The organism is Emergencia sp. 1XD21-10 (assembly GCF_009936045.1).
In the GTDB taxonomy this organism is placed as follows: domain Bacteria; phylum Bacillota; class Clostridia; order Peptostreptococcales; family Anaerovoracaceae; genus Senimuribacter; species Senimuribacter intestinalis.
The window spans coordinates 118,979-140,822 of record NZ_QWEQ01000003.1 but is presented as its reverse complement, the minus strand read 5'-3'; the positions used below and the strand labels follow the sequence as shown (position 1 = coordinate 140,822).

Here is a 21,844-nt window from a genome sequence, read left to right as displayed (position 1 = left end):
AGCGTCAAGGCAGGCTCGAAAGGCAGGGCAATATGTTCCCAGAGGTTGAAGTTTACCGCTATGTGACGGAACAGACCTTTGATGCCTACCTCTTTCAGTTGGTGGAGGGAAAGCAGAAATTTATCAGCCAGATAATGACGAGCAAAAGCCCCGTCCGTTCTGCCGAGGACGTGGACGAAGTGGCTCTCTCCTTTGCGGAGGTCAAAATGCTTGCCACAGGCGACGAGCGTTTCAAGGAAAAAATGGATTTGGATATGCAGGTGGCGAAGCTGAAAGTCTTGAAGCAGAGCTATCTTTCCGAGCATTACGACCTTGAGGACAGGATACTGAAGCACTACCCGCAGGAGATTAAAGACTATGAGGAACGCATTACAGCCTATGGGAATGATGTGGAGATTGCCAGTCAGCATAAGCCGCAGGGCGAGGACAAGTTCTGCCCCATGACCTTAAAAGGCGTGACCTACAAAGAAAAAGCGGATGCAGGCGAGATGCTTCTTGCCATCTGTAAGGAAAATCCGTTGTCACAGCCGATAGCAATCGGCAGTTACCGTGGCTTTCAGATGGAGGTTTACTATGATACCGTCAATGCCAACTACTGTTTAAACCTCTGCGGAATGAGGAAACACAAGGTGGATTTAGGCGTGGACGCTCTGGGCAATCTGACCAGAATTGAAAATGAGATTGCCAAACTCCCTGCCAGACTGGAAGCCGCCAAGACCAGAAAGGAGGAAACCATCGCACAGCTTGAAACAGCAAAAGAGGAAGTAAAGAAACCATTTGCCTTTGAAAATGAGCTGAAAGAAAAGACGGAAAGGCTGAACGCCCTCAATATCGAACTGAATCTGAATGAAAAGGACAACGCTGTTATTGACGATGAGCAAGAGCAGAACGGTGAGCCGGCAGAGAAAAAAAGTGCGGACAGGGAGAGGTAAAATCCAGTTTGCACATTTGTATTGCTTTATTTTGGGCAGTATAATAAGTGACGGTAAGAAAAAATCGGAGGTGAGGAAGAATGTCTGATGCGTTCAGATTTGAAACTTTTGTAGACGTCCACAGCAATATCTTTAATGAATACCTCGGTTCTGTCATCGCAAAGCTGTCCAGAGAAAATGAGGAATACCGTGCCATAAGAGCTGAAATTGAGAGCCTTTATGAGAAATATCCGAAAGTTTTAGGTGTGTTTGATACGGAAACATCGGCGGAACTGACCGAAGAGGAATGTGCCGCACTCATTCAAGTGATGGAGCTTAGGAACAAACTTACGGATATGGAGATGCAGTCGGTTTACTTCCGTGGCTGTTATGACAGCGTAGGGTATCTGAAAAAAGCAGGAATTTTATGATGGACTGACTGAGAAAAAGGCGGTGTTGGTGTGAAAGCTGATGCCGTCTTTTACATAACCATGTAGTGGAAAATTTCATAAGTATATGGTAAAATAAACAAAAATTTAAAGTGTGAAAGGTGCCTAATATGGATTACTATGTGGTTGATGCTTTTACTGATAAGTTGTTTAGTGGCAATCCAGCTTGCATATGTGTGTCAGAAAAAACACTTTCCAATGAAGTTATGCAAAATATAGCATTTGAAAATAATTTATCCGAAACAGCATTTATTTATAAGAATGGCAAGGATTATATATTAAGATGGTTTACGCCATCATTTGAAATAGACCTTTGTGGTCACGCAACATTAGCAGCTGCTTTTATTGTCTTTAATCACTTAGATTGCAATTCAGATAAAGTTAATTTTGAAACTGTTATTGGCGTTTTAAGCGTTATTCGAAAAGGGGATTTGTATGAAATGACTTTTCCAAAAAGAATAGCACAGAGTATTATGAAAAAGCCAGATATTGTTGAATCACTCAGTTTTGAGCCGCTTGAGCTTTATTCTGAACGGGATTTATATGTAGTAATGAATAATGAAGAAGAAGTTAAAAATTATATTCCAGATTATACGAAACTTAAAAAATTAGATTCTTGGCTTGGAATTGTAATAACAGCAAAGGGTAATAATGCTGATTTTGTTTCGAGATATTTTTGTCCAGAATTGATGTTTGAAGACCCAGTAACAGGTTCTGCCCACAGCACTTTAGTACCAATATGGAGCAATAAGTTGGGAAAAAATAAACTATTGGCAAAACAATTATCTAAAAGAGGAGGCACTCTCTATTGTGAATGTAGCAATAATAATATAAAAATTTCAGGAAATGCAGTCATTTATTCAAAAGGAAGTATTTTGTTATGACTATGATGCGACCAAATTTTTATTTTTTTAAAGTATAATAGACGCTATGGGGATTGAGTAAAGAGGGATAGTTTTAATGAAAGTATTAGATATTTTTTCATGGTTGCCTGCAAAAGAAATTAGTTTGGAACAATTAGAGCAGATTTTTATAGATTACAAATCTGGTATTTATAATAGTGAATACATTGTTTTATCTGAACTTCCAAATAATGTATCCGAAGATATTTTGACTTGTAAAAATGAATTGCTGAAAGAGGGGAAGAAAGTTGCTTTCATTTTAAAAGAAGAAAAAGTCATTGCTGTCATTGGTTATCAAGAGTGACAAAGAGAAAGATGAATTTTATTTGAAAGGTGTGGTGGTGTATGGAACGGTTTTATAATTATCGGAATATGTCACTTGAGCAACGGAAATTCGCTTTAAATTCTTTAAGCTCTATTGTTTTTTTCCTGCATATGGAAGTATAAAAACAATGCGTCGGATAATGGATAAGGCATTTGGAGAAAAAATGCCACAGTTTTATTTTGTTTTTAGAGAAAAAGAGCTGATAGGCTATATGTTCCTTATTGGTAATGATAAAATGTTTCGTGCATTTCCGTGGCTTGCAATTGATAATCTTGATGAATTGCCAATGAAGATTGTAGAGCCATTAATGGATATAGCAATTAAGGCATGGAATAATGAGGACGGCAATATTATCAATGCAGACGGTAGTATTACTGAAAAAAGTCTGATTGCTCAAAGTTATAAACAGCGTTTAGAAAACTACAGGCATGGCACTGGACGACGAAGTGAAAATGAATGCCGTTGACAACATTAGCTTATAGAGGTGTTGAATGATGAATCAAAGAGAAAGGATAATCCGTTTGTGGTTTGATATGTGGCTGCAACAAAAAGACTTAGGGATAGATGATATTTTTACGGAAGATGTTATTTATATTGAAAGTTGGAGTCCGAAATATGAAAACCGTATAACCGTTAAACATTGGTTTGAAGAATGGAACACTCGTGGTAAAGTTCTTGTATGGGATATAAAACAGTACTTCCATAAGGAAAGCCAAACTATTGTAGAATGGTATTTTAAGAATGAGATGAACGATGGTAGCATTGAGGAATTTGATGGTATGTCACTTATCGAATGGACATCTGATAACAAAATAAAATTGTTAAAAGAATTTGGCTGTAATTTAAATAATTATAACCCATATCAACATGGCGATGTACCACAATTTAGAAAAGAACAGGCAAATTGGTTTTGATATAAAATGTGGAAATCATAGATGTGTCATATTAATGAAAGAATATATAACAAAGCGGGTACATGAATTGTACTGGAAAGAAGATATAAATTGTGCAAGGACAGCACTTGTCTGTTTGAGCGAATTATTTGAAATTGTCATTGAGCCGCAAACAATCTGGTCTGCGGTTGGATTGCATGGTGCGGGTGGATATAGGGCACAATGTGGTTTAGTTGAAGGTACGCTTATGTTCATTGGAATTTATCTTCATATGATAGGAAAATCAGAAGATGAAATTGTATCTGCCTGCTATAATTTTGCGTCTGCCTTTGATAGAGAATTTGGTTCATTAAGATGTTTTGAATTACGTCCTACGGGTTTTTCAGAGAGCGACCCGCCACATATGTGTGAAAACTTGACTTGTAATGGAATCGGATTTGCATATCAATATATTTTGGGAATCACAGAAAAGTAAGCAAAAACTAATTTGTTAATGCCCAATAGTTAGAATTGAACATTGTTTGATACATAGCTAAATAGAGATAAATTTTCTATATGGTAGATATATAAAAGACGGGATAATTTAAAATTTACAGCCTGGAAGTAAAAGCAGACTTATGAAGCAGAATCTAAAGGTAGGACATTATGAAGAAAGCAGCTCTTATATTGAGTATAATATTTATTATTTTAACCTTTGTTGGTGCAGGATATGTTTTGTATAATGGTGGGAAGATAAATGCGGGATATGCTATTATTCCAATGGTATTTGCCCTTGTTTGTATCGCTTTTTACCGAAATAGAAAGTGACTATTTTATGTTTATCTGTAAATCATGATTGGAATTAAATACTATTTTACATAGCCGAGAGGTTTTCATTTACGAAAATCTTTCGGCTAATTGTATTTATGGAGGTGATTTTTATTTGAATGAGAGCATCTAAACCCTATATGCAGATTGATCCAGACGTGCTTGAACGGGCAAGGCAGATAGACCTGCTTTCCTATCTCAGAGCCTATGAGCCGACCAATCTTGTCAAAGTCAAAGGCACAACGAACGTGTACTGTACCGCAGAGCATGACAGCCTAAAGATTTCCAACGGCAAATGGTACTGGTGGTCGAGGGGCTTCGGCGGATATTCCGCCCTTGATTATCTGATGAAAGTTAAGGAATACGGCTTTGTAGAAGCCGTGGAAATCCTCACGGGGCAGACGATGGCGGACTGGAAGCCGCCGCCCCCTGCCGTGAAAAAAGACGAGCCAAAGGTGCTGCTCCTGCCGCCGAAAAACAAAAATTGCGACAGGGTGGCGAAGTATCTTTTCGGGCGTGGCATTGATTATCAGCTTATCCAGGAGTGCATCGCCGAGGGGATTATTTTCGAGAGTGCCGACTACCACAACGCCGTTTTTATCGGCAAGGATGAAAGCGGAACGCCCAAATACGCCGCCTGCCGTGGCACAATCAGCAGCTTTAAGCGTGATGCATCGGGCAGCGACAAGCGGTATTCGTTTCGGCTTCTGGCGAGAGAACCGTGTGCTTCGGTGCATTTATTTGAAGCCGCCATTGATTTATTATCCTATGCCACCTATTTAAAATGTGAGGGAAAGGATTATAAGGCAGAGAATCTTCTCTCCCTGTCGGGCGTGTATCAGCCAAAGAAAGAGATAAAGGACAGCAAAATCCCCGTTGCCCTCACGACTTTTTTGAAAGCAAACCCACAAATTAAAACTATATTTCTGCATCTGGATAAGGACAGGGCAGGTCGGTTATGTACCGCTGCCCTAACAGAATTATTGAAGAAAGATTATAAAATCGTTGATGAACCGCCGCCAGTCGGCAAGGACTTCAACGATTTTTTAATGTCATATCTGGGGATTGCAAGGCAGAAACAGAGCCGTGAAAGGGGGGATGCCCGTTGATTGTTGGATGATTTTTTCTGATTGAAAGAGCCAGAAATTAAAGAAGAATTGACAAAGAAAGAGAGGGATTTGCCATTGAAGCAATATGAAGTAACACTCACAGGTCACTTTGAAAAGACCGTTTCCATCTATGCAGACAGCCCCGAACAGGTAGCGGAAAAGTTGAAAATTATCCTGTTTGATACTGACCTTGTTAGGTTTTCCGATGGGGATTTTGTCTGCGGCGAAGCGGATATTAAGGATGAAAATGAGGACGGATGTGAAGAAATGGAGAGCGAGGGCGGTGGCTTTGAGAATGAGGATTGTTCCGACTGTCCGTACTTCTGCCCCGTGTGCGGAGAATGTATGTATGAGGGCGAAGATTAAAGACACGTCTTACCAAGCACTGAATTTGGTTATCCATCTGGCGATGGAAACAAAATTCGCTTGTTAGGGGATGCCCCTAATACCCCATGAAAAGAAAGGAATCCAAGAATGAGTGAGTTTTTATCTTTTGCCATCGGCACGACGCTCGGCGGCTTAGTCGGCGTGGCGTGTATGTGCCTTTTGCAGATTAACAGGCTCTCCGAGGGAAAGGAGGGGTTCGATGCGAAAAAGGAATGTGCAGATACTTTTCCGTCTGACCGAGGAGGAAGCTGACTATCTCTGCTCCCTTGCCGAGAGGTCAGGTCATTCCAGACAAGCCCTGCTCCAGTCAATGGTCATGGGCTATCGGCTCTGCGAGAAGCCAGACCCAGAGTTTTATAAAATCATGCGGGAGCTGTCGGCTATCGGCAACCGCATCAACCAGCTTGCGGCAAAAGCGAACGCCTTGAATTTTGTAGACACGCCGATGCTCTATGACGAAGCCAAGCGTTGGCGGGACTTCCGTCTGGACGTGAGCAGGAGTTTCCTTGTTCCGAGGAAGATGTCGGGCTGATGGCGGTCTGCGAAATCTGGGACGTGAAAGGCAGGCTCGACCATCCCATCGACTACGCCGAGAATCCAGAAAAGACCGCTAACCCCAAATATACAAAAGCCGACCTGCAGGCGATGGGCGATGTGATGAAGTACGCCACCAACGGCGACAAGACCGAGAAGCAGTTTTTTGTCACAGGCGTAAATTGCGACCCTGCTACGGCACGGGACGAGATGGCGATAGCCAAAGCCCAATGGAACGACCAGAGTGAGATTGTCTGCTACCACGGATTCCAGAGCTTCAAGGCGGGCGAGGTCACGCCAGAGCAGGCACATGAAGTCGGCGTGAAGTTAGCCGAGAAGATGTGGGGCGACCGATTCCAAGTCGTTGTTGCGACCCATCTGAATACGGAGTGTCTGCATAACCACTTTGTTGTCAACTCTGTTTCCTATGTGGACGGAAAGCATTATCACGACAATAAGAAGAATCTGCGTCTGCTCCGTCAGCGTTCGGACGAATTGTGTCGTGAGTATTCCTTATCGGTCATCGAACACCCAAGCGGCAGGAAGAAGCCATACGCTTTATACCAAGCCGAGAAGCAGGGCTTACCCACAAGGGACACCGTGGCACGGCAGGCGGTGGACGAAGCAATTTCAAAATCTTTTACGCTGAAAGACTTTGACCGCCAGTTAGGGGAAATGGGATACCGTGTCAACTTTGACCCCAACCGCAAATACTGGACGATTATCGGGAGAGGTTGGGAAAGACCGAAGCGGCTCTATAAGCTCGGAGAAGATTATACCAATGAGAGGATTACGGAACGCATTAAAGAAAATTCCTATGCGGTAAAATTCCAGAGCTTTTCCAAACCACAGCCGCATGTCAAGGTCTACCGTGTCCGTGGCTCTCTGAAAGACGCAAAGAAAATCGGCGGCTTGCGTGGGCTGTATCTTCATTACTGTTACAGGCTCGGCATCCTGCCAAAAGGGAAGAAACAGAATTATGCACGGCTTCATTATCTTCTGAAAGACGACTTGATGAAGATGGACGCCATCACAAAAGAAACAAGGCTGCTCTGCCATAACCACATAGATACGGCGGAGCAGCTTTTGTCATATAAAGATTTTCTGGAATCCGAGATGCAGAAGCTGACCGAACAGCGTAAGGGGCTTTACTCCCAGAGCCGCAAAGCAGCCGGCGAAGAAAAAGAAGCGGTCAAGGCTCGCATCTCGGAAATCACGGGGAGGATGAAAACCATCCGAAAGGAGGTCAGATTGTGTGAGGGAATCGAAGCCCGCAGCGATGCCCTCAAAGAAAAATTAGCAGTTATACGGGCAGATGAAAAACAGCAGAAAGGAAAGGAGCTGATGAAGCATGAACACAGGCGGCGAAGCGGCAGAGCAAATCGTGAGGATGAGCTTGGAGGGATTTGAGGTCGCAGCCAGAATCACGGGGGCGGGTGCGAAGAATATCGCCATCCTGCTCTACTCCATTTTAAAAGAGGAACAGAAAACAAAGGGAAAGGCAAGGCTCACAAACATGCTCCGCTCTGGCAAGGAGCTGAAAGTCTTTACCGTCAAGAACGGAGATTTAAAGAAGTTCACGCAGGAAGCGAAGAAATACGGCGTACTCTACTGCGTCCTTGCGGACAGGGGGAATAAAGACCCCAATGCGGAGGTGGACGTGATTGCCCGTGCGGAGGACGCATCGAAAATCAGCCGCATCGTGGAACGCTTTAACCTTGCATCGGTGGACGCCGCTTCTATCGTGACCGAAGCGGAGAAATCGAAAGGGGCAAAGACCAAACCGAAAGATGCAGCAAAGACAGCAGAAGCAAAGGACGGTCAGCCAGAGCCAGACATCGGCTTGCAGGGCAAAGAGGAGAAAGACAGGCTTATGGACGCTTTGATGGGCAAGCCCATAAAGAAAGAGGAGAACGCCCCAAACCCCTCATTGGCAAAGACAGAAAAATCCCCTCTGTCCGAGCCTACCTCAGAGCAGCAAAGGAAGTCCGCAGAGGGGGCTACTATGATTAAGACGGAAAAGCCGTCAGTCAGGGAAGAACTGCGGAAAATCAAAGAGGGCAGAAAGGAGCAGGAATCGGATGTTTCCCCGAACCCTGCGAAAGAGAAATCTTCCGCAAAGAAACCGCCCGCAGGAAAGACGGAGCATAAGCAGCCCCAGAAGCGGAAATGGAAACCAAAATCGAAAGGAGCAAGATAAGCATGAGCATTTATGATGTATTCAGCGGCGGCAGCAGAGCCTTTAACAAAGAGGAATGGGCTGCCGCAAAACAGGAGCAGCGGAAAGAAGCCTATGAGCTGATTGACAATACCTGCTCTGAAATGATGGCAAACGGCGACAGCTTCCGCCAGTACCTTGACGTGCAGGGGCATTTTGACCGCTATTCCGTCAACAACGCCATTCTGGTATCGGCACAGATGCCCGAAGCGACACAGTTAAAAGATTATGGGAGTTGGAAACAGAGCCGTGTCTATGTGGATAAGGACGCACAGAAAGTTACCATCCTTGAGCCGGGGAAAGAGTATCAGCGGGAGGACGGCTCAAAGGCGGTCGGCTACAACGCCAAAGTAGTCTATGACGTTTCCCAGACCTCGGCAAAGGACAGGCAGCAGCCGCAGGAGCAGAAAACCATGCGGGAGCTTGTGTCGGCGATGATTGACGCAAGCCCCGTTTCCTTTGTGCCTGTCGATGACCTTGAGCTGCCTGCGTTCTACGACAGCTCACAGCAGACTATTTTTATCCGCACAGGCTTAAACGAGGAACAGCTCTTTGTCAGCATGGCAAAGGAAGTGTCGGCGGCGGTCTTTGATTTCAAGCATAAGGAAAACCGTGACGATTCCGATTTCAAATCGTTCTGCGTCGCCTATATGGTAAGCTCCCGCTATGGCGTAGACACCAAAGGCTTTAACTTTGACAAGCTCCCGAAAGAATTTGAGGGCATGGAAACGCAGGCGTTCAAAGGCGAGCTTGGCTCGATGCGTGACGTCCTCGGAGAAATCCAGTCGGATATGTATAAGAGCCTTGAGAAGAACAAGCCGCCCAAATCCAAAGAGCAGGAACGCTAATCGGAGGTGCAGCCCATGAAAGAAGAACGCTACCATTTGGCTCTGGATAAATATGATAAAAGCATCATGCTCAACGCATTAAACACCCTGCGTACTGAGCAGGTCAGGGAGGAACGCCCCACCGACCCCGTTGACGAGCTGATTATCAAAGTTTCCAAAGCCCCTACCAGAAAAGTAAAAGTCGCCCCGTGCAAGTGCCATGAAGAACGGTGACGATTATAAAGCAGGCGTAATCCTCTCCCTGTTCGGCATTATCCCTGTTGTATGGCTTGCCCTGCTGACAGCCCCTTATGTCAGCGGCGGCATCGTGGAGATAATCAGTAACCTGTCTGTAGCAATCGAGAATCCGTTGCAGATAACGGTATGCGGGGACACTCCCAGAGTTGTCCTCATTTTTCTGCTTGCCTACGGCATGGGAATCGGCGTTTATTTCTCCACACGCAGGAACTACCGCAAGGGAGAGGAACACGGCTCTGCGAAATGGGGCAACGCAGGTACGCTCAATAAGAAGTACCGAGATAAGGACGCATCAGAGAACAAGCTGCTGACCCAGAATGTCCGCATCGGGCTTGACGGGAAGAAACACCGCAGGAACTTGAATATCCTTGTGGTGGGCGGCTCTGGTGCGGGAAAGACCAGATTTTTTTGTAAACCTAATGTCATGCAGTGCAATACGTCAATGGTAATCTTAGACCCGAAAGGCGAGATTGTCCGTGACACGGGAGGTCTGCTTGAGAAGAAAGGCTATGAGGTGCGTGTCCTTGATTTAATCAATATGCACCGAAGCCATTGTTACAACCCGTTTGTATATTTAAGGAATGACAATGATGTGCAGCGGCTTGTTACAAATCTGTTTAAGGCGACCACGCCGAAAGGCTCACAGTCGCAAGACCCGTTCTGGGACACGGCGGCGAGTATGCTGCTCTTATCCCTCGTGTTCTATCTGAAATACGAAGCCCCGCCAGAGGAGCAGAATTTCCCGATGGTGATGGAGCTGCTCCGTGCAGGAGAGGTACGGGAGGACGACGACAGCTATGTAAGCCCGCTTGACGAACTGTTTGACCGTTTGGAGATGGTAAACCCAGAGCATATCGCTTTGAAGTATTACCGTGATTACCACAGCGGGAGTGCCAAGACCTTAAAGAGCATCCAGATAACCCTTGCCGCACGGCTTGAGAAGTTCAATCTGGAGAGCCTTGCATCTCTGACCGCCACGGACGAGCTTGATTTGCCGTCTTTGGGCGAGAAGAAAGTGGCATTGTTCGCTCTGATACCAGACAACGACACCAGTTTTAATTTTTTAGTGTCACTTTTATACACGCAGCTATTCCAACAGCTATTTTATCTTGCCGACCACAAGTACGGCGGGAGCCTGCCTGTCCATTGCCAGTTTATCATGGATGAATTTGCGAACGTCAGTTTGCCCGATGACTTCGACAAGATACTGTCGGTCATGAGGTCAAGGGGCGTATCCGTTTCGATTATCCTGCAAAATCTGGCACAGCTTAAAGCCCTGTTTGAGAAACAGTGGGAAAGCATTGTCGGCAACGCTGATGAGTTCCTCTATCTGGGCGGCAACGAGCAGAGTACGCACAAGTTTGTGAGCGAGCTGCTCGGCAAATCCACGATAGACACGAACACCTACGGGAAAAGCTCTGGACGGAGCGGCAACTATTCCACCAACTACCAGATTTCGGGGCGTGAGCTTTTAACCCCAGACGAAGTGCGTATGCTCGACAACCGCTACGCACTTCTTTTTGTGCGAGGGGAACGCCCCGTGATGGATTTTAAGTATGATATTTTGAAACACCCGAACGTGAAACTGACAGCGGACGGAGGAAAACCGCCTTATATCCACGGCGAACCTACGCAGTCTGTCGCAACCCTTGTGTTTGACGGCGATATTCCTAAGAACGCTGTTACGCCAGAAGCCGTCAGCACTTCCTACGAGCTTCTGTCCGATGAGGACTTGGAAGAAATATTCAATTTATAAGGAGGATTTACCCTATGAAACTTTTTAAGAAGAACGAGAACAGCCAGAACAAAGCAACCCTTTACAAGGATACCTCTATGCCGTTCGGCAGAAAAGAGGAAACCCAGAAGCTGCCGATGGGCAGAAAGGCAAAAAAGGCGTTTGCCGTGTATGCCGCTTTGGTATGCTGCATGATTTTTGGAACAACGACCGCCTTTGCCGCCAATGACCCGATTGCCGTGGTGAACAACCTCTCCAATTTCATCTTCGGACTGATTAAGGCGGTCGGCATGATTATGCTCGGCTTCGGTATCGTGCAGGTGGGCTTGTCGCTGAAATCCCACGACCCGTCCCAAAGGGCGAACGGATTTCTGACACTTGCGGGCGGCGTTGTGATTACCTTTGCAAAGGAGATTCTGACACTCATCACAGGCTAATGCGTGGGAAAAGACAGCGAATAGAAATAACAGGCTGATATAAGACGTGATAACGGGGTTGATCCGCCCTGCGGAACTTCCCCGTTATCCAATTTTAAGAACGGAGGTGGTCGAATGTCAGATAACTGGGTAGTCCAGAACTTGGAGAACGCCCTCAACACTTGGAATGAGAAGTTAGCCGAGATATGGCAGCTCATTACCCAATCCCCAGAGAATTTCAAAGGCGGTGCGATATGGAAAGTCATTGTTGACATCCACGGTGCGTTGCAGGCAATCGGGCTTGCCCTGCTCGTGCTGTTCTTTGTCGTGGGCGTGATGCGTACCTGCGGCGATTTCGCACAGGTCAAGAAGCCCGAACACGCAGTAAAGCTCTTTATCCGCTTCGCCCTTGCCAAAGGAGCGGTGACTTATGGCTTGGAGCTGATGATGGCTTTATTCCAGATAGTGCAGGGCGTGATTTCAACCATAATGAAAGCCGCAGGCTTCGGGGCGGCACAAAAGATGGTGCTGCCGACAGAGATTGTGACAGCCGTGGAGGACTGCGGCTTTTTCGAGAGCATACCCCTATGGGCGGTGACGCTTATCGGCGGGCTGTTCATCACGGTGCTGTCGTTCATTATGATAATGTCGGTGTACGGCAGGTTTTTTAAGCTGTACCTTTATACCGCAATCGCCCCTGTCCCCCTCTCCTCTTTTGCGGGAGAGCCGAGCCAGAACGTGGGCAGGAGCTTTATCAAGAGCTATTGTGCGGTATGCCTTGAGGGTGCGATTATCGTGCTTGCCTGCATTATCTTTTCGGTGTTTGCGGCATCCCCGCCCGTAGTCAATCCCGATGCGGCTGCGGTCACGATGGTATGGAGCTATATCGGGGAACTGGTATTCAATATGCTTGTCCTTGTCGGGGCGGTGAAGATGGCAGACCGTGTTGTAAGGGAAATGATGGGCTTGTAAAGGAGGGGACGGATGAAACGTGTTTATATTTTTAAGGATGGAGTACAGCAGGCAAGCACAGCCACAAGGGAAAGTGCGGTTGACCTTATCCGCCAGTATCAGAAACAGGAAACGCACCCGATACTTCGGTCAGAGTTCAGCATCATCGTGGGGGAGGAAGAATTTATCCCCTACCCGTCCCAGAAGAAGCCCCCAAAGAGAAAATCTGGCATGGAGCGATAGGAGGTGCTGTTTTGTATGATTTTGAAGCGGAATACCGCAGGATATTTGAAACGCCGATAGAGCAAATCAAGGAAGATGTGTTCTTTCGGGCAGATAATTTTGAAAAGGAATCATGGTATGGGGATTTGCAGATGTATCTGGCAATCGGTGTCTGCAAGCCAGACAGGGATTGCGTGGCAGATTTGCAGAAAGCTTTAAAGGTGTTAGGCTATCCCACACGCATAAGTGAAAATGAAGGGGAGCCGTTCTTACTCCCCCAGAGGGAACGGCAGAAGCAGACCCCGCCCCGCCATAAACAGGAAATGGAACGATAGGAGGTGTGAATGATTGGAAGTAAAGATAAATAAGGAAATCCGTAATTATACGGAGAGTATGTTCTTCGGGCTGTCCATGCGGCAGTTCCTTTTTTCTGTCCTTGCCTGCGGCGTTGCGGTAGGATTGTTTTTTCTTCTCCGTGGCAGGTTCGGCACAGAAACTTTGAGCTGGATGTGCGTTCTGGGTGCTTCGCCCTTTGCGGTGATGGGCTTTGTACGGTACAACGGCATGACCGCAGAGCAGTTCGTGTGGGCATGGATAAAATCGGAGTTTTTAATGCCCAAAAGGGTGCTGTTTCTCCCAGACAACCTCTATTATGAAGCATTGAAACAGAGCATTGAAGCCCATGAAAAGGGAACGCCCGCCGTACAGAAAAAGCGTAGGAAGAAAAAACGCAGGGCGAAAAGGCGGAAAGAAGCAAGAAAGCGGAGAAAGCAGGCTGTAAAAGCAAGAAAGAAGAATGAAAAATCAAGAAAGCGTAAGGAGGCAGACTATGATTAAGACGCTCAGGAATCTGTTCAAACAGGACAAGGAGAAATTCGCCGTGCCGAAATCGGTGCAGGCGGTCATCCCGTTAAAGACCATGTGGGAGGACGGCATTTTCCTTGTCGGCAGGAACAAATATGCAAAGACCTTTCAGTTTGAGGACATCAACTATGCCGTGGCGAGCCGTGAGGACAAAGAAGCGATGTTCCTTGAATACTCGGAGCTTTTAAACGCCCTTGACAGCGGGGCGACCACGAAAATCACCATCAATAACCGCAGGCTCAATAAAGCGGATTTTGAGCAGACCATCCTTATCCCGATGGCAGAGGACAATCTGGATAAATACCGTAAGGAGTACAACAAGATGCTGCTCGACAAGGCGACAGGGGCTAATTCCATCGTGCAGGACAAATATGTGACCATCTCCGTCTGCAAGAAGAACATCGAAGAAGCGAGGAATTATTTTGCCCGTGTGGGTGCTGACCTTATCGGGCATTTCAACCGTCTTGGCTCGAAATGTACGGAACTGGACGCCAATGATAAGCTCCGCATCTTCCATGATTTTTACCGCACAGGGGAGGAAACGGCGTTTTCTTTTGACATGGCACAGACCATGCGGAAAGGTCACGACTTCAAGGACTATATCTGCCCAGACTCTTTTGAATTTGAAAAAGATTATTTCCGCATCGGAAACCGTTACGGGCGTGTGATTTTCCTGCGTGAGTATGCCGCCTATATCAAGGACAGCATGGTGGCGGAGCTTTGCGAGTTAAACCGTAACATGATGCTTTCCGTTGATGTCGTCCCTGTCCCTACGGACGAAGCCGTGAGGGAGGTGGAGAACCGTCTTTTGGGCGTGGAAACGAACATCACGAACTGGCAGCGGAAACAGAACCAGAACAACAACTTTTCCGCTGTTATCCCCTACGACTTGGAGCAGCAGAGGAAAGAAAGCAAGGAGTTCCTCGATGATTTGACGACCCGTGACCAGAGAATGATGTTTGCGGTGCTTACGATGGTGCATACGGCGGACACCAAAGAGCAGCTCGACAATGATACTGAAGCATTACTCACGACAGCGAGAAAACATCTCTGCCAGTTTGCCGTGCTGAAGTATCAGCAGATGGACGGTTTGAATACCGCCCTGCCGTTCGGAGTGAGGAAGATTGATGCCCTGCGTACCCTCACCACGGAGAGCCTTGCGGTGTTTATCCCGTTTCGTGTGCAGGAAATTTACCATAAGGACGGTGTGTATTATGGGCAGAATGTAATCAGTAAAAATATGATTATCGCCAACCGCCGCCATCTGCTGAACGGAAATTCCTTTATCCTCGGCGTGTCTGGTGCGGGCAAGTCATTCACAGCAAAGGAGGAAATGACAAATATTATCCTCACCGACCCTAACGCAGATGTAATTATTATAGACCCCGAACGTGAGTACTCCCCTCTTGTGAAAGCGATGCAGGGGGAAGTTATTCACATTTCCGCTACAAGCGAAAACCATATAAATGCTATGGATATGAACTCTGATTACGGCGACGGTGCAAACCCCGTCATCTTGAAATCAGAGTTTATTTTGTCTTTGTGCGAGCAGCTTATCGGCGGTGCAAGTCTGGGGGCAAAGCAGAAGTCCATCATTGACCGCTGTACGGCGGGCGTGTACCGCTACTATCAGCAGGGGAACTATATGGGGACGCCGCCGACCTTGCAGGACTTCCGTGAGGAGCTGTTGAAGCAGGACGAGCCAGAAGCACAGGAAATCGCCCTTGCGATTGAGCTTTTCACGGACGGCTCTCTCAATACCTTTGCCAAGCATACCAACGTGGACACCCACAGCCGCCTTATCTGCTATGACATTCTGGATTTGGGCAAACAGTTACAGCCTATCGGTATGCTTGTTGTCCTCGACAGCATCTTGAACCGCATCACGATGAACAGGGCGAAAGGCAGGAACACCTTTATTTTCATTGACGAGATTTACCTGCTGTTTCAGCATGAGTATTCTGCGAACTTCCTTTTTACACTCTGGAAACGTGTGCGTAAGTATGGGGCGTACTGTACTGGAATTACGCAGAACGTGGACGACCTCTTGCAGAGCCATACGGCGAGGACGATGCTTGCCAACAGCGAATTTATTATCATGCTGAATCAGGCATCGACAGACCGCATCGAGCTTGCGAAGCTCCTTAACATTTCCGACCTTCAGATGAGCTATATCACGAATGTTGGTGCGGGGCAGGGGCTTTTGAAAGTAGGCAGCTCCCTTGTGCCGTTCGTCAACAAGTTCCCACGCAATACGGAGCTGTATAAGCTGATGACGACCAAATTTGGCGAGGTTTAGGAAAGCACCCTGCGGGCATACCTTTATGCCCAGAAAGCAGGGCGAATTAAGGAAAGGAGATTTTCTATGTCAGAGATAAGATTCCGCAACGCTGCCCACCGTGATTTCTTTCTGGAAAACATGATGAAATGCAAGGTCAACGACTGTTACCACAGGGCATTTTTTTATGTGATGGGGATTGCGGAGGAAACGAGGAAGAATATCAATTCCATGTTCGATTTTAAGACAGACTGCATTGAGCCAGAGGGGATGCACGCAGGATGGCAGACAAGCGGGACGGTCAAGGTCTGCCACCTTGCCTTTAACCTCTGGAACGGATATGCGGAGGAGGGGCGTGAGAAATATTTTACGCCAGAGGAATTGTTCTGCTGCGAGTTTGCCCCGTATTTCATGGAGGGCATCAAGGTAAGGTATCCCGAATATTGCAGGGATTTACCCGCCCCTAAAAAGCAGGCAGAGCATACACGGTAAAGCTATGAAAAAATGTTGTTCTGCCCAGAAAGCAGGGCAGGGATTAGAGAAAGGAAAAAAAGCCTATGAATTTAAAAAACTATAAATCCATTATCTGTATTGCCGCCGCTGTTGCCTTTTTGGGAGCGGCGGTTTTTTGCGGCTTCAAGATTTACAGCCATTATCAGCAGATAGACGAGCAGACCGAAGCCTTTGCGGAGATTGCGGAGGTTGTGGAGAACGCCGAGCCAGAGGAAGAACTGCCCAAAGATAAGGATGAGCCAGTCAGCGAGGGCGAGGATATTCTGGCAAAGTACAAGGAGCTGTATTTGCAGAATGAGGATATGGCGGGTTGGATTGCCATTGAGGGTACAAATATTAACTATCCCGTCATGCAGAGCAAGAACAGTCCGAATTTCTATCTGAAGCACAACTTTGAAAAACAGTACAGCGATTTGGGAGTGCCTTATATCCAAGAGGACTGCGATATTCTCACAAGCGACAATCTGATTATCTACGGACACCACATCAAGGGCGGCAGGATGTTCGGGGCGTTGGAAGATTACAAATCCAAGAGCTTTTATGAGAAGCACAAGACCATCCAGTTTGACACCCTCACGGAGCAGGCGGAGTATGAAATCATCGCCGTGTTTAAGACCGTGGCATACAGCTCACAGGGATACCGCTATTATGACTTTGTCCATGCGGAAGATGAAAAAGAGTTTGCCGCTTATGTCGTAAAGTGCAAGGAGCTTGCTTTGTACGATACGGGCGTGACCGCTGAATATGGGGATAAACTGATTACGCTCTCCACCTGCGAATATTCCGCACAGAACGGCAGGCTTGTAGTCGTGGCGAAAAAGGTAAATTAGCATGACCGCAAAATCCTCTGGGAAAGGAGGTTTTGTATGGCTGATATAAAGACCAGAGATGCGGTCAAAGGCACGATTAAGACGTTGGACAAAGCCGCCATCGCAGGCGAACGCATGAAATCCGCTTATGCCAAGACAAAGGACAAGGCGGAGCAGGGATATTATGCGGAGGAAAATTCGCCTGCGGAATATGCCGCCGATAAGTTTTCCCATGCTTCGGGGCGTATTAAGGACGAGGGAATCCATCAATTCAATAAGCAGGGACAGAAGAATGTCCAGACAACCAAAGAGAATATCGGCAGGGCTAAAGATAAAATCGCTGAATTTAAGACCAAACGTGCGGTGAAAGCCGCCGAGCAGAAAAGGGCAAAGGAGTATGCAGAACAGGCAGGCTCGCAGATCCGTCACGGAACTGCGAGCCGTTCTTCTGTCCCCGATGTTCCTGTTAAGAACGAAGCAACGCAGACAGGGGCAAGCCAGTTGATAAAGACAAGGCAGCAGGGGAAACGGACAATTAAAACCACCGCCAGAAATGCAGAGAAAACCGTCAAGACCACCGCAAAAGGCACGGTCAAGGCGACAGAAAAAGGCGTGAAAACCGCAAGGGCGACATCCAAGACGGCGATTAAGACTACGGAGCAGACTACAAAGACCGCACAGAAAGCGGCAAAGGCATCCGCAAAAGCCACACAAAAGGCGGCACAGACGGCGAAAGCCACCGCAAAAGCGACAGCCGAAGCAACGAAAGCCACGGTCAGAGCCACCGTTGCGGCAGTCAAGGCGATTATCGCAGGCACAAAGGCTCTGGTTTCCGCACTCATCGCAGGCGGGTGGGTTGCCATTGTGATAATCCTCATTGTCGTCCTGCTTGGGTGTGCCGTTTCCCTGTTTGGCGGCGGCAGCGACAGCACTTCCTATACCCCCGTCAGTGCGGAGGTAGAAGCCTACACGCCGCTGATACAAAAATATGCGAAGCAGTACGGCATCCCCGAATATGTGGAGCTTATCAAGGCGGTGATGATGCAGGAATCTGGGGGAAAGGGCAGCGACCCGATGCAGTCAGCGGAGGGGAGCTTCAACAAGAAATACCCCCATGAGCCGAACGGCATCAAAGACCCAGAGTATTCCATTGAGTGCGGCGTGCAGGAATTGAAAGCCGCACTCACGTCAGCCGAGGTGGAAAGCCCGATAGACATGGAGCGTATCAAGCTTGCCTTGCAGGGTTATAACTTCGGCAACGGCTATATCTCATGGGCAAAGAGCAATTACGGCGGCTATTCCTATGCAAATGCGGTGGAATTTTCTGCGATGCAGGCAAACCGTCTGGGTTGGGAAAAATACGGCGACACGCAGTACCCCGCCCATGTGCTGCGTTACTATCCATACGGGCGGGCGTTTACAAGCGGCGGAAACCAAGCCATTGTGGAGGTTGCCTTGACACAGCTCGGCAATGAGGGCGGTCAGCCTTATTGGAGTTGGTACGGATTTGACGGGCGTGTGGAATGGTGTGCCTGCTTCGTGTCGTGGTGTGCCGACCAGTGCGGCTATCTGGAGAGCGGCATCATCCCGAAATTCTCCCTCTGCTCGGACGGTGTAAACTGGTTCAAGGGCAAGGGGCAATGGCAGGATAAGAACTATGAGCCGCAGACAGGCGACCTTATTTTCTTTGATTGGGGGCATGACGGTTCAATCGACCATGTAGGAATCGTGGAGAAATGCGAGAATGGAACGGTCTACACCGTGGAGGGCAACTCTGGGGATGCCTGCAAGCAGCAGAGCTATCCAGTCGGGAGTAGCTCAATCTATGGTTATGGTGTGGTTGCCTATTAGAAAAAGACAAAAGAATACCAGAGGGTTATTCCTCTGGCTCTTTTGCTTTACATAGTCCATTTACTGTTGCTTCAACGATGGATAACTCTTTATCGTCCAATCGGTCAAGCATGGCGTCCAAACGCCTGCGAACAGAGCTTTTCCTTATCGTTTTGTCTGTATGTATATATTCATCAACCGATACATCAAACATTACGATAAGTTGAATGAACAGCTCTATGCTTGGATATTGACCTTCGTTTTCAACTGCTTGGAGGTGTCTTGGGTCATAATCAATTATACGGGCAAGCTGTTCTCTTGTCATGCCTTGGGCTTTGCGGGCTTTTTTGATTGCCTGTCCTAACGGCATAAAATCAAAGTCAAAATCGTTGTTTCTTTTGTCCATAAGGTCACCACCTATACTCTGAAAAATTTTACCTTTATATTTTACAGAGATGTAATGTCTTATTGAACGATATGAAATGTCCTATAATAAGAGATTTAATATCTTATAAAGAGAGATTTAAAAGCTTAATTGTATTTTTTAATAGACTACTTGACTTTTCATCACAATTATTATATTATATCTATGACCGAAATAGTATTTTAAGTCACAGAAAGGAGAAGAATTATGGCAAGAAGTTTTACCGAACGAGAAAAGGAAAACATCAAAAGAGGTTTGCAGGATGTCTGTAAGCAGAGTTGGACACAGTATGGCTATAAGAAAACAAGTGTCGATGAGCTTTGCAAGCAGGTAGGTATCTCAAAGGGAGCATTTTATTTGTTCTTTGAATCGAAAGAAGCTCTCTTTTGTGAGGTCTTGTGTTCTGTACAAGAGCAGATTTGCAATGCAGCATCAGAAGTAATTGAGAAGCACAGGGATAAGTATGGTGTCACAGAAGCATTAAAACTCATTTATCGGGAATACGATAAAAACAACTTTTTATACGATTCAGACAGTACAGACTTCACAATATTGATGAACAAATTATCAGAGGAACAGGCAAAAAAAATTGAGGAATCCAATCATATGAGCGAGCAGCTTTTTTCGGGTCAGCCGCATTTGAAATTTAAAGTTGATGCGGGTTTGGCAATGTCAGTTATTTACTCTTTAATTATGAATATCAAAAATAGGGATATTCTTCCACACAATCATATGGAAACTTTTGATTTTATGGTTGACCATTTGATTGACAGTTTGTATGAATAGCAGGAGGCAGGAAAGAAATGCAGAAGAAAGAAACAAGAGGTCAGCCTACGACGTTGACTTCGGGGAGTATAAAGAAACAGTTAGTTTTGTTTTCAATTCCCATTTTTTTAGGAACTTTATTACAACAGCTTTATAATGTTATTGATGCCGTCGTTGCGGGGCGTTTCGTAAGTGAAGATGCGTTATCTGCTATCGGCGTATCTGTTCCGATTTATTTGCTGTTTGTTTCGGTTATCTTGGGTTTGGCTATTGGTATTACGATACTTCTTGCCCAATTTTTCGGAGCAAAGCAATTTGAGCAGATTAAAAGCCTTATTTCCACGATGTCTATATTTTTGTTGGTTTTAGGATTGGTGATGGCGTTTGGCGGGGCAATTTTAGCAAAACCTTTATTAAAGATTACCCAGACACCCGCCGAACTTTTAGGGCTTGCTTCGGTATATTTAAGAACGGTATTTTTAGGCATCCCATTTTCCATACTGTATAATTTGCTTGGTGCAGTTATGAGAAGTTTTGGTGAAACAAAAATGCCGTTATTTGCTCTGATTGTTTCATCCATTATCAATTTAGTGCTTAACATCGTTTTTGTTAGAAATGGCGGAGGCGTTATTGGAATTGCGGCTTCAACCATTATTGCACAGGCAATTTCTGGTGTGTACCTGTTGATACAGCTTCGAAAGAAATTTCCGATGGCAATTCCAATGATAAGTGAGCTTTCTTTTGACAAGGAATTATTAAAGCTTTCATTAAAAATCTGTATACCGATTATCATACAGCAATTAGCAGTTTTTCTCGGTATGTTGATTGTGCAGGGCTTTATCAACCAGTTAGGAAATGCAAGCATAGGCGGAATGACAGCAGCAAGCAGAATTGAAGCATTTATTTTACTGCCTGTTCAAGCACTTGGAAACGCTTTGAGTATTTTTGCAGGACAAAATATCGGGGCAAATGAAGAAAATCGTATGAAGCAAGGCACAAGGTTTGGCATAATGCTTGCAATCGTTATTACAGCTCTGCTTTCCATTGTTTTGCTGCTCTGGGGAAAGAAAATATTGGGGTTAATCATTGGCAATAACGAAGAAATGATATTAAGCGGTTATAGCTATTTCCATATTTGCCTATGGTTTTATCCGATAAATGCTTTGATATATGGATTAGGCGGTGTACTTTCTGGAGTTGGAGATACACTGATTGCAGGTATTCATTCACTGGCATCCATACTTGTAAAATTGTTTGTTACCGTATTGTTGATAGGAAAATTAGGGCTTCTTTCGATTGCCATCGCTTCTTGTCTAGGATGGTGTGTAGCAAGTGCTATTGTTATTATGAGATACAAAGGAAATAAGTGGCAGTCAAAAGTCGTTGTGAAAACAATTCAGAATTGATGGAGGTAGAA

Annotated in this window: 29 protein-coding genes; 28 read left to right on the top strand and 1 reads right to left on the bottom strand. The window is 46.1% G+C overall.

Translation table 11 applies throughout. The features are described 5' to 3' along the window. Positions 1–32: 32 nt before the first annotated feature. The 26 genes from D1151_RS02095 to D1151_RS01975 all read left to right on the top strand — a co-directional run bounded on the left by D1151_RS02095 (position 33) and on the right by D1151_RS01975 (position 19,259). Positions 33–932 (top strand): helicase, encoded by a 900-nt coding sequence (locus D1151_RS02095; protein WP_161907764.1) that lies wholly within the window; start codon positions 33–35, stop codon positions 930–932. An 80-nt stretch (positions 933–1,012) separates the two neighbouring features. After that, positions 1,013–1,342, top strand: coding sequence for a DUF6664 family protein (locus D1151_RS02090; RefSeq protein ID WP_135976255.1), 330 nt, complete (start codon positions 1,013–1,015; stop codon positions 1,340–1,342). A gap of 128 nt (positions 1,343–1,470) precedes the next feature. Next, positions 1,471–2,244 (top strand): PhzF family phenazine biosynthesis protein, encoded by a 774-nt coding sequence (locus tag D1151_RS02085; protein WP_161907763.1) that lies wholly within the window; start codon positions 1,471–1,473, stop codon positions 2,242–2,244. A 76-nt stretch (positions 2,245–2,320) separates the two neighbouring features. Continuing rightward, positions 2,321–2,566 (top strand): hypothetical protein, encoded by a 246-nt coding sequence (locus D1151_RS02080; RefSeq protein ID WP_135976257.1) that lies wholly within the window; start codon positions 2,321–2,323, stop codon positions 2,564–2,566. 148 nt (positions 2,567–2,714) lie between these two features. Next, the gene (locus tag D1151_RS02075) at positions 2,715–3,053 is read left to right on the top strand and encodes a hypothetical protein (RefSeq protein ID WP_243151136.1); all 339 of its coding nucleotides are present in this window, start codon (positions 2,715–2,717) and stop codon (positions 3,051–3,053) included. Between the two features lie 28 nt (positions 3,054–3,081). Beyond that, positions 3,082–3,501 carry a nuclear transport factor 2 family protein gene (locus D1151_RS02070; RefSeq protein WP_161907832.1) on the top strand — a complete coding sequence of 140 codons (420 nt, stop codon included), beginning with the start codon at positions 3,082–3,084 and terminating at the stop codon, positions 3,499–3,501. A gap of 34 nt (positions 3,502–3,535) precedes the next feature. Beyond that, positions 3,536–3,955 (top strand): C-GCAxxG-C-C family protein, encoded by a 420-nt coding sequence (locus D1151_RS02065; protein WP_135976259.1) that lies wholly within the window; start codon positions 3,536–3,538, stop codon positions 3,953–3,955. Between the two features lie 170 nt (positions 3,956–4,125). Further along, complete coding sequence (locus tag D1151_RS16605) at positions 4,126–4,287, top strand: hypothetical protein (RefSeq protein WP_168354805.1); 162 nt, start codon at positions 4,126–4,128, stop codon at positions 4,285–4,287. 119 nt (positions 4,288–4,406) lie between these two features. Then, a complete protein-coding gene (locus D1151_RS02060; protein ID WP_161907762.1) occupies positions 4,407–5,396 on the top strand; it encodes a DUF3991 and TOPRIM domain-containing protein in 990 nt (329 codons plus the stop codon). Between the two features lie 21 nt (positions 5,397–5,417). Beyond that, positions 5,418–5,762 carry a hypothetical protein gene (locus tag D1151_RS02055; RefSeq protein WP_243151135.1) on the top strand — a complete coding sequence of 115 codons (345 nt, stop codon included), beginning with the start codon at positions 5,418–5,420 and terminating at the stop codon, positions 5,760–5,762. A 108-nt stretch (positions 5,763–5,870) separates the two neighbouring features. Beyond that, the gene (locus D1151_RS02050; protein ID WP_161907761.1) at positions 5,871–6,035 is read left to right on the top strand and encodes a DUF3789 domain-containing protein; all 165 of its coding nucleotides are present in this window, start codon (positions 5,871–5,873) and stop codon (positions 6,033–6,035) included. After that, the gene (locus tag D1151_RS02045; RefSeq protein ID WP_161907760.1) at positions 5,983–6,315 is read left to right on the top strand and encodes a plasmid mobilization relaxosome protein MobC; all 333 of its coding nucleotides are present in this window, start codon (positions 5,983–5,985) and stop codon (positions 6,313–6,315) included. Before D1151_RS02050 ends, D1151_RS02045 begins: the two co-directional genes overlap by 53 nt. Continuing rightward, entirely contained in the window at positions 6,315–7,727 is a 1,413-nt protein-coding gene (locus D1151_RS02040) for a relaxase/mobilization nuclease domain-containing protein (protein ID WP_161907831.1), read from the top strand. Before D1151_RS02045 ends, D1151_RS02040 begins: the two co-directional genes overlap by 1 nt. Next, a complete protein-coding gene (locus tag D1151_RS02035; RefSeq protein WP_161907759.1) occupies positions 7,669–8,517 on the top strand; it encodes a PcfB family protein in 849 nt (282 codons plus the stop codon). The genes D1151_RS02040 and D1151_RS02035 overlap by 59 nt, the downstream gene beginning before the upstream one ends. 2 nt (positions 8,518–8,519) lie before the next feature. Beyond that, positions 8,520–9,383 carry a hypothetical protein gene (locus tag D1151_RS02030; protein ID WP_161907758.1) on the top strand — a complete coding sequence of 288 codons (864 nt, stop codon included), beginning with the start codon at positions 8,520–8,522 and terminating at the stop codon, positions 9,381–9,383. Between the two features lie 15 nt (positions 9,384–9,398). After that, a complete protein-coding gene (locus D1151_RS02025; RefSeq protein WP_161907757.1) occupies positions 9,399–9,596 on the top strand; it encodes a hypothetical protein in 198 nt (65 codons plus the stop codon). Next, a complete protein-coding gene (locus tag D1151_RS02020; protein ID WP_161907756.1) occupies positions 9,583–11,376 on the top strand; it encodes a VirD4-like conjugal transfer protein, CD1115 family in 1,794 nt (597 codons plus the stop codon). Before D1151_RS02025 ends, D1151_RS02020 begins: the two co-directional genes overlap by 14 nt. A gap of 77 nt (positions 11,377–11,453) precedes the next feature. Further along, the gene (locus D1151_RS02015) at positions 11,454–11,792 is read left to right on the top strand and encodes a glutamyl-tRNA amidotransferase (RefSeq protein WP_161907830.1); all 339 of its coding nucleotides are present in this window, start codon (positions 11,454–11,456) and stop codon (positions 11,790–11,792) included. 114 nt (positions 11,793–11,906) lie between these two features. After that, entirely contained in the window at positions 11,907–12,743 is an 837-nt protein-coding gene (locus tag D1151_RS02010) for a hypothetical protein (RefSeq protein WP_161907755.1), read from the top strand. A 12-nt stretch (positions 12,744–12,755) separates the two neighbouring features. After that, positions 12,756–12,965 (top strand): hypothetical protein, encoded by a 210-nt coding sequence (locus D1151_RS02005; protein WP_161907754.1) that lies wholly within the window; start codon positions 12,756–12,758, stop codon positions 12,963–12,965. A gap of 11 nt (positions 12,966–12,976) precedes the next feature. Then, on the top strand, positions 12,977–13,279 hold the full coding sequence (locus tag D1151_RS02000) for a hypothetical protein (protein ID WP_161907753.1): 303 nt from the start codon (positions 12,977–12,979) through the stop codon (positions 13,277–13,279). Between the two features lie 13 nt (positions 13,280–13,292). After that, positions 13,293–13,781, top strand: a complete 489-nt coding sequence (locus D1151_RS01995; RefSeq protein ID WP_161907752.1) for a PrgI family protein — start codon at positions 13,293–13,295, stop codon at positions 13,779–13,781. Further along, a complete protein-coding gene (locus D1151_RS01990; protein ID WP_161907751.1) occupies positions 13,774–16,107 on the top strand; it encodes a VirB4-like conjugal transfer ATPase, CD1110 family in 2,334 nt (777 codons plus the stop codon). Before D1151_RS01995 ends, D1151_RS01990 begins: the two co-directional genes overlap by 8 nt. Before the next feature lie 66 nt (positions 16,108–16,173). After that, positions 16,174–16,578 carry a DUF6075 family protein gene (locus D1151_RS01985; protein ID WP_161907750.1) on the top strand — a complete coding sequence of 135 codons (405 nt, stop codon included), beginning with the start codon at positions 16,174–16,176 and terminating at the stop codon, positions 16,576–16,578. Positions 16,579–16,643: 65 nt separating this feature from the next. Next, positions 16,644–17,429 (top strand): class B sortase, encoded by a 786-nt coding sequence (gene srtB, locus D1151_RS01980; RefSeq protein ID WP_161907749.1) that lies wholly within the window; start codon positions 16,644–16,646, stop codon positions 17,427–17,429. A 36-nt stretch (positions 17,430–17,465) separates the two neighbouring features. After that, positions 17,466–19,259 carry a lysozyme family protein gene (locus tag D1151_RS01975; protein WP_161907748.1) on the top strand — a complete coding sequence of 598 codons (1,794 nt, stop codon included), beginning with the start codon at positions 17,466–17,468 and terminating at the stop codon, positions 19,257–19,259. A gap of 25 nt (positions 19,260–19,284) precedes the next feature. Here D1151_RS01975 and D1151_RS01970 read toward each other — a convergent pair whose 3' ends face one another. Next, a complete protein-coding gene (locus tag D1151_RS01970; RefSeq protein ID WP_161907747.1) occupies positions 19,285–19,644 on the bottom strand; it encodes a helix-turn-helix transcriptional regulator in 360 nt (119 codons plus the stop codon). Positions 19,645–19,869: 225 nt separating this feature from the next. On the opposite strand from D1151_RS01970, the gene D1151_RS01965 reads away from it, so the two are divergent. Both D1151_RS01965 and D1151_RS01960 read left to right on the top strand, forming a co-directional pair. Then, the gene (locus D1151_RS01965) at positions 19,870–20,448 is read left to right on the top strand and encodes a TetR/AcrR family transcriptional regulator (protein WP_161907746.1); all 579 of its coding nucleotides are present in this window, start codon (positions 19,870–19,872) and stop codon (positions 20,446–20,448) included. Between the two features lie 17 nt (positions 20,449–20,465). Then, positions 20,466–21,833 carry an MATE family efflux transporter gene (locus D1151_RS01960; protein WP_161907745.1) on the top strand — a complete coding sequence of 456 codons (1,368 nt, stop codon included), beginning with the start codon at positions 20,466–20,468 and terminating at the stop codon, positions 21,831–21,833. The last annotated feature ends 11 nt before the right edge of the window (positions 21,834–21,844 follow it).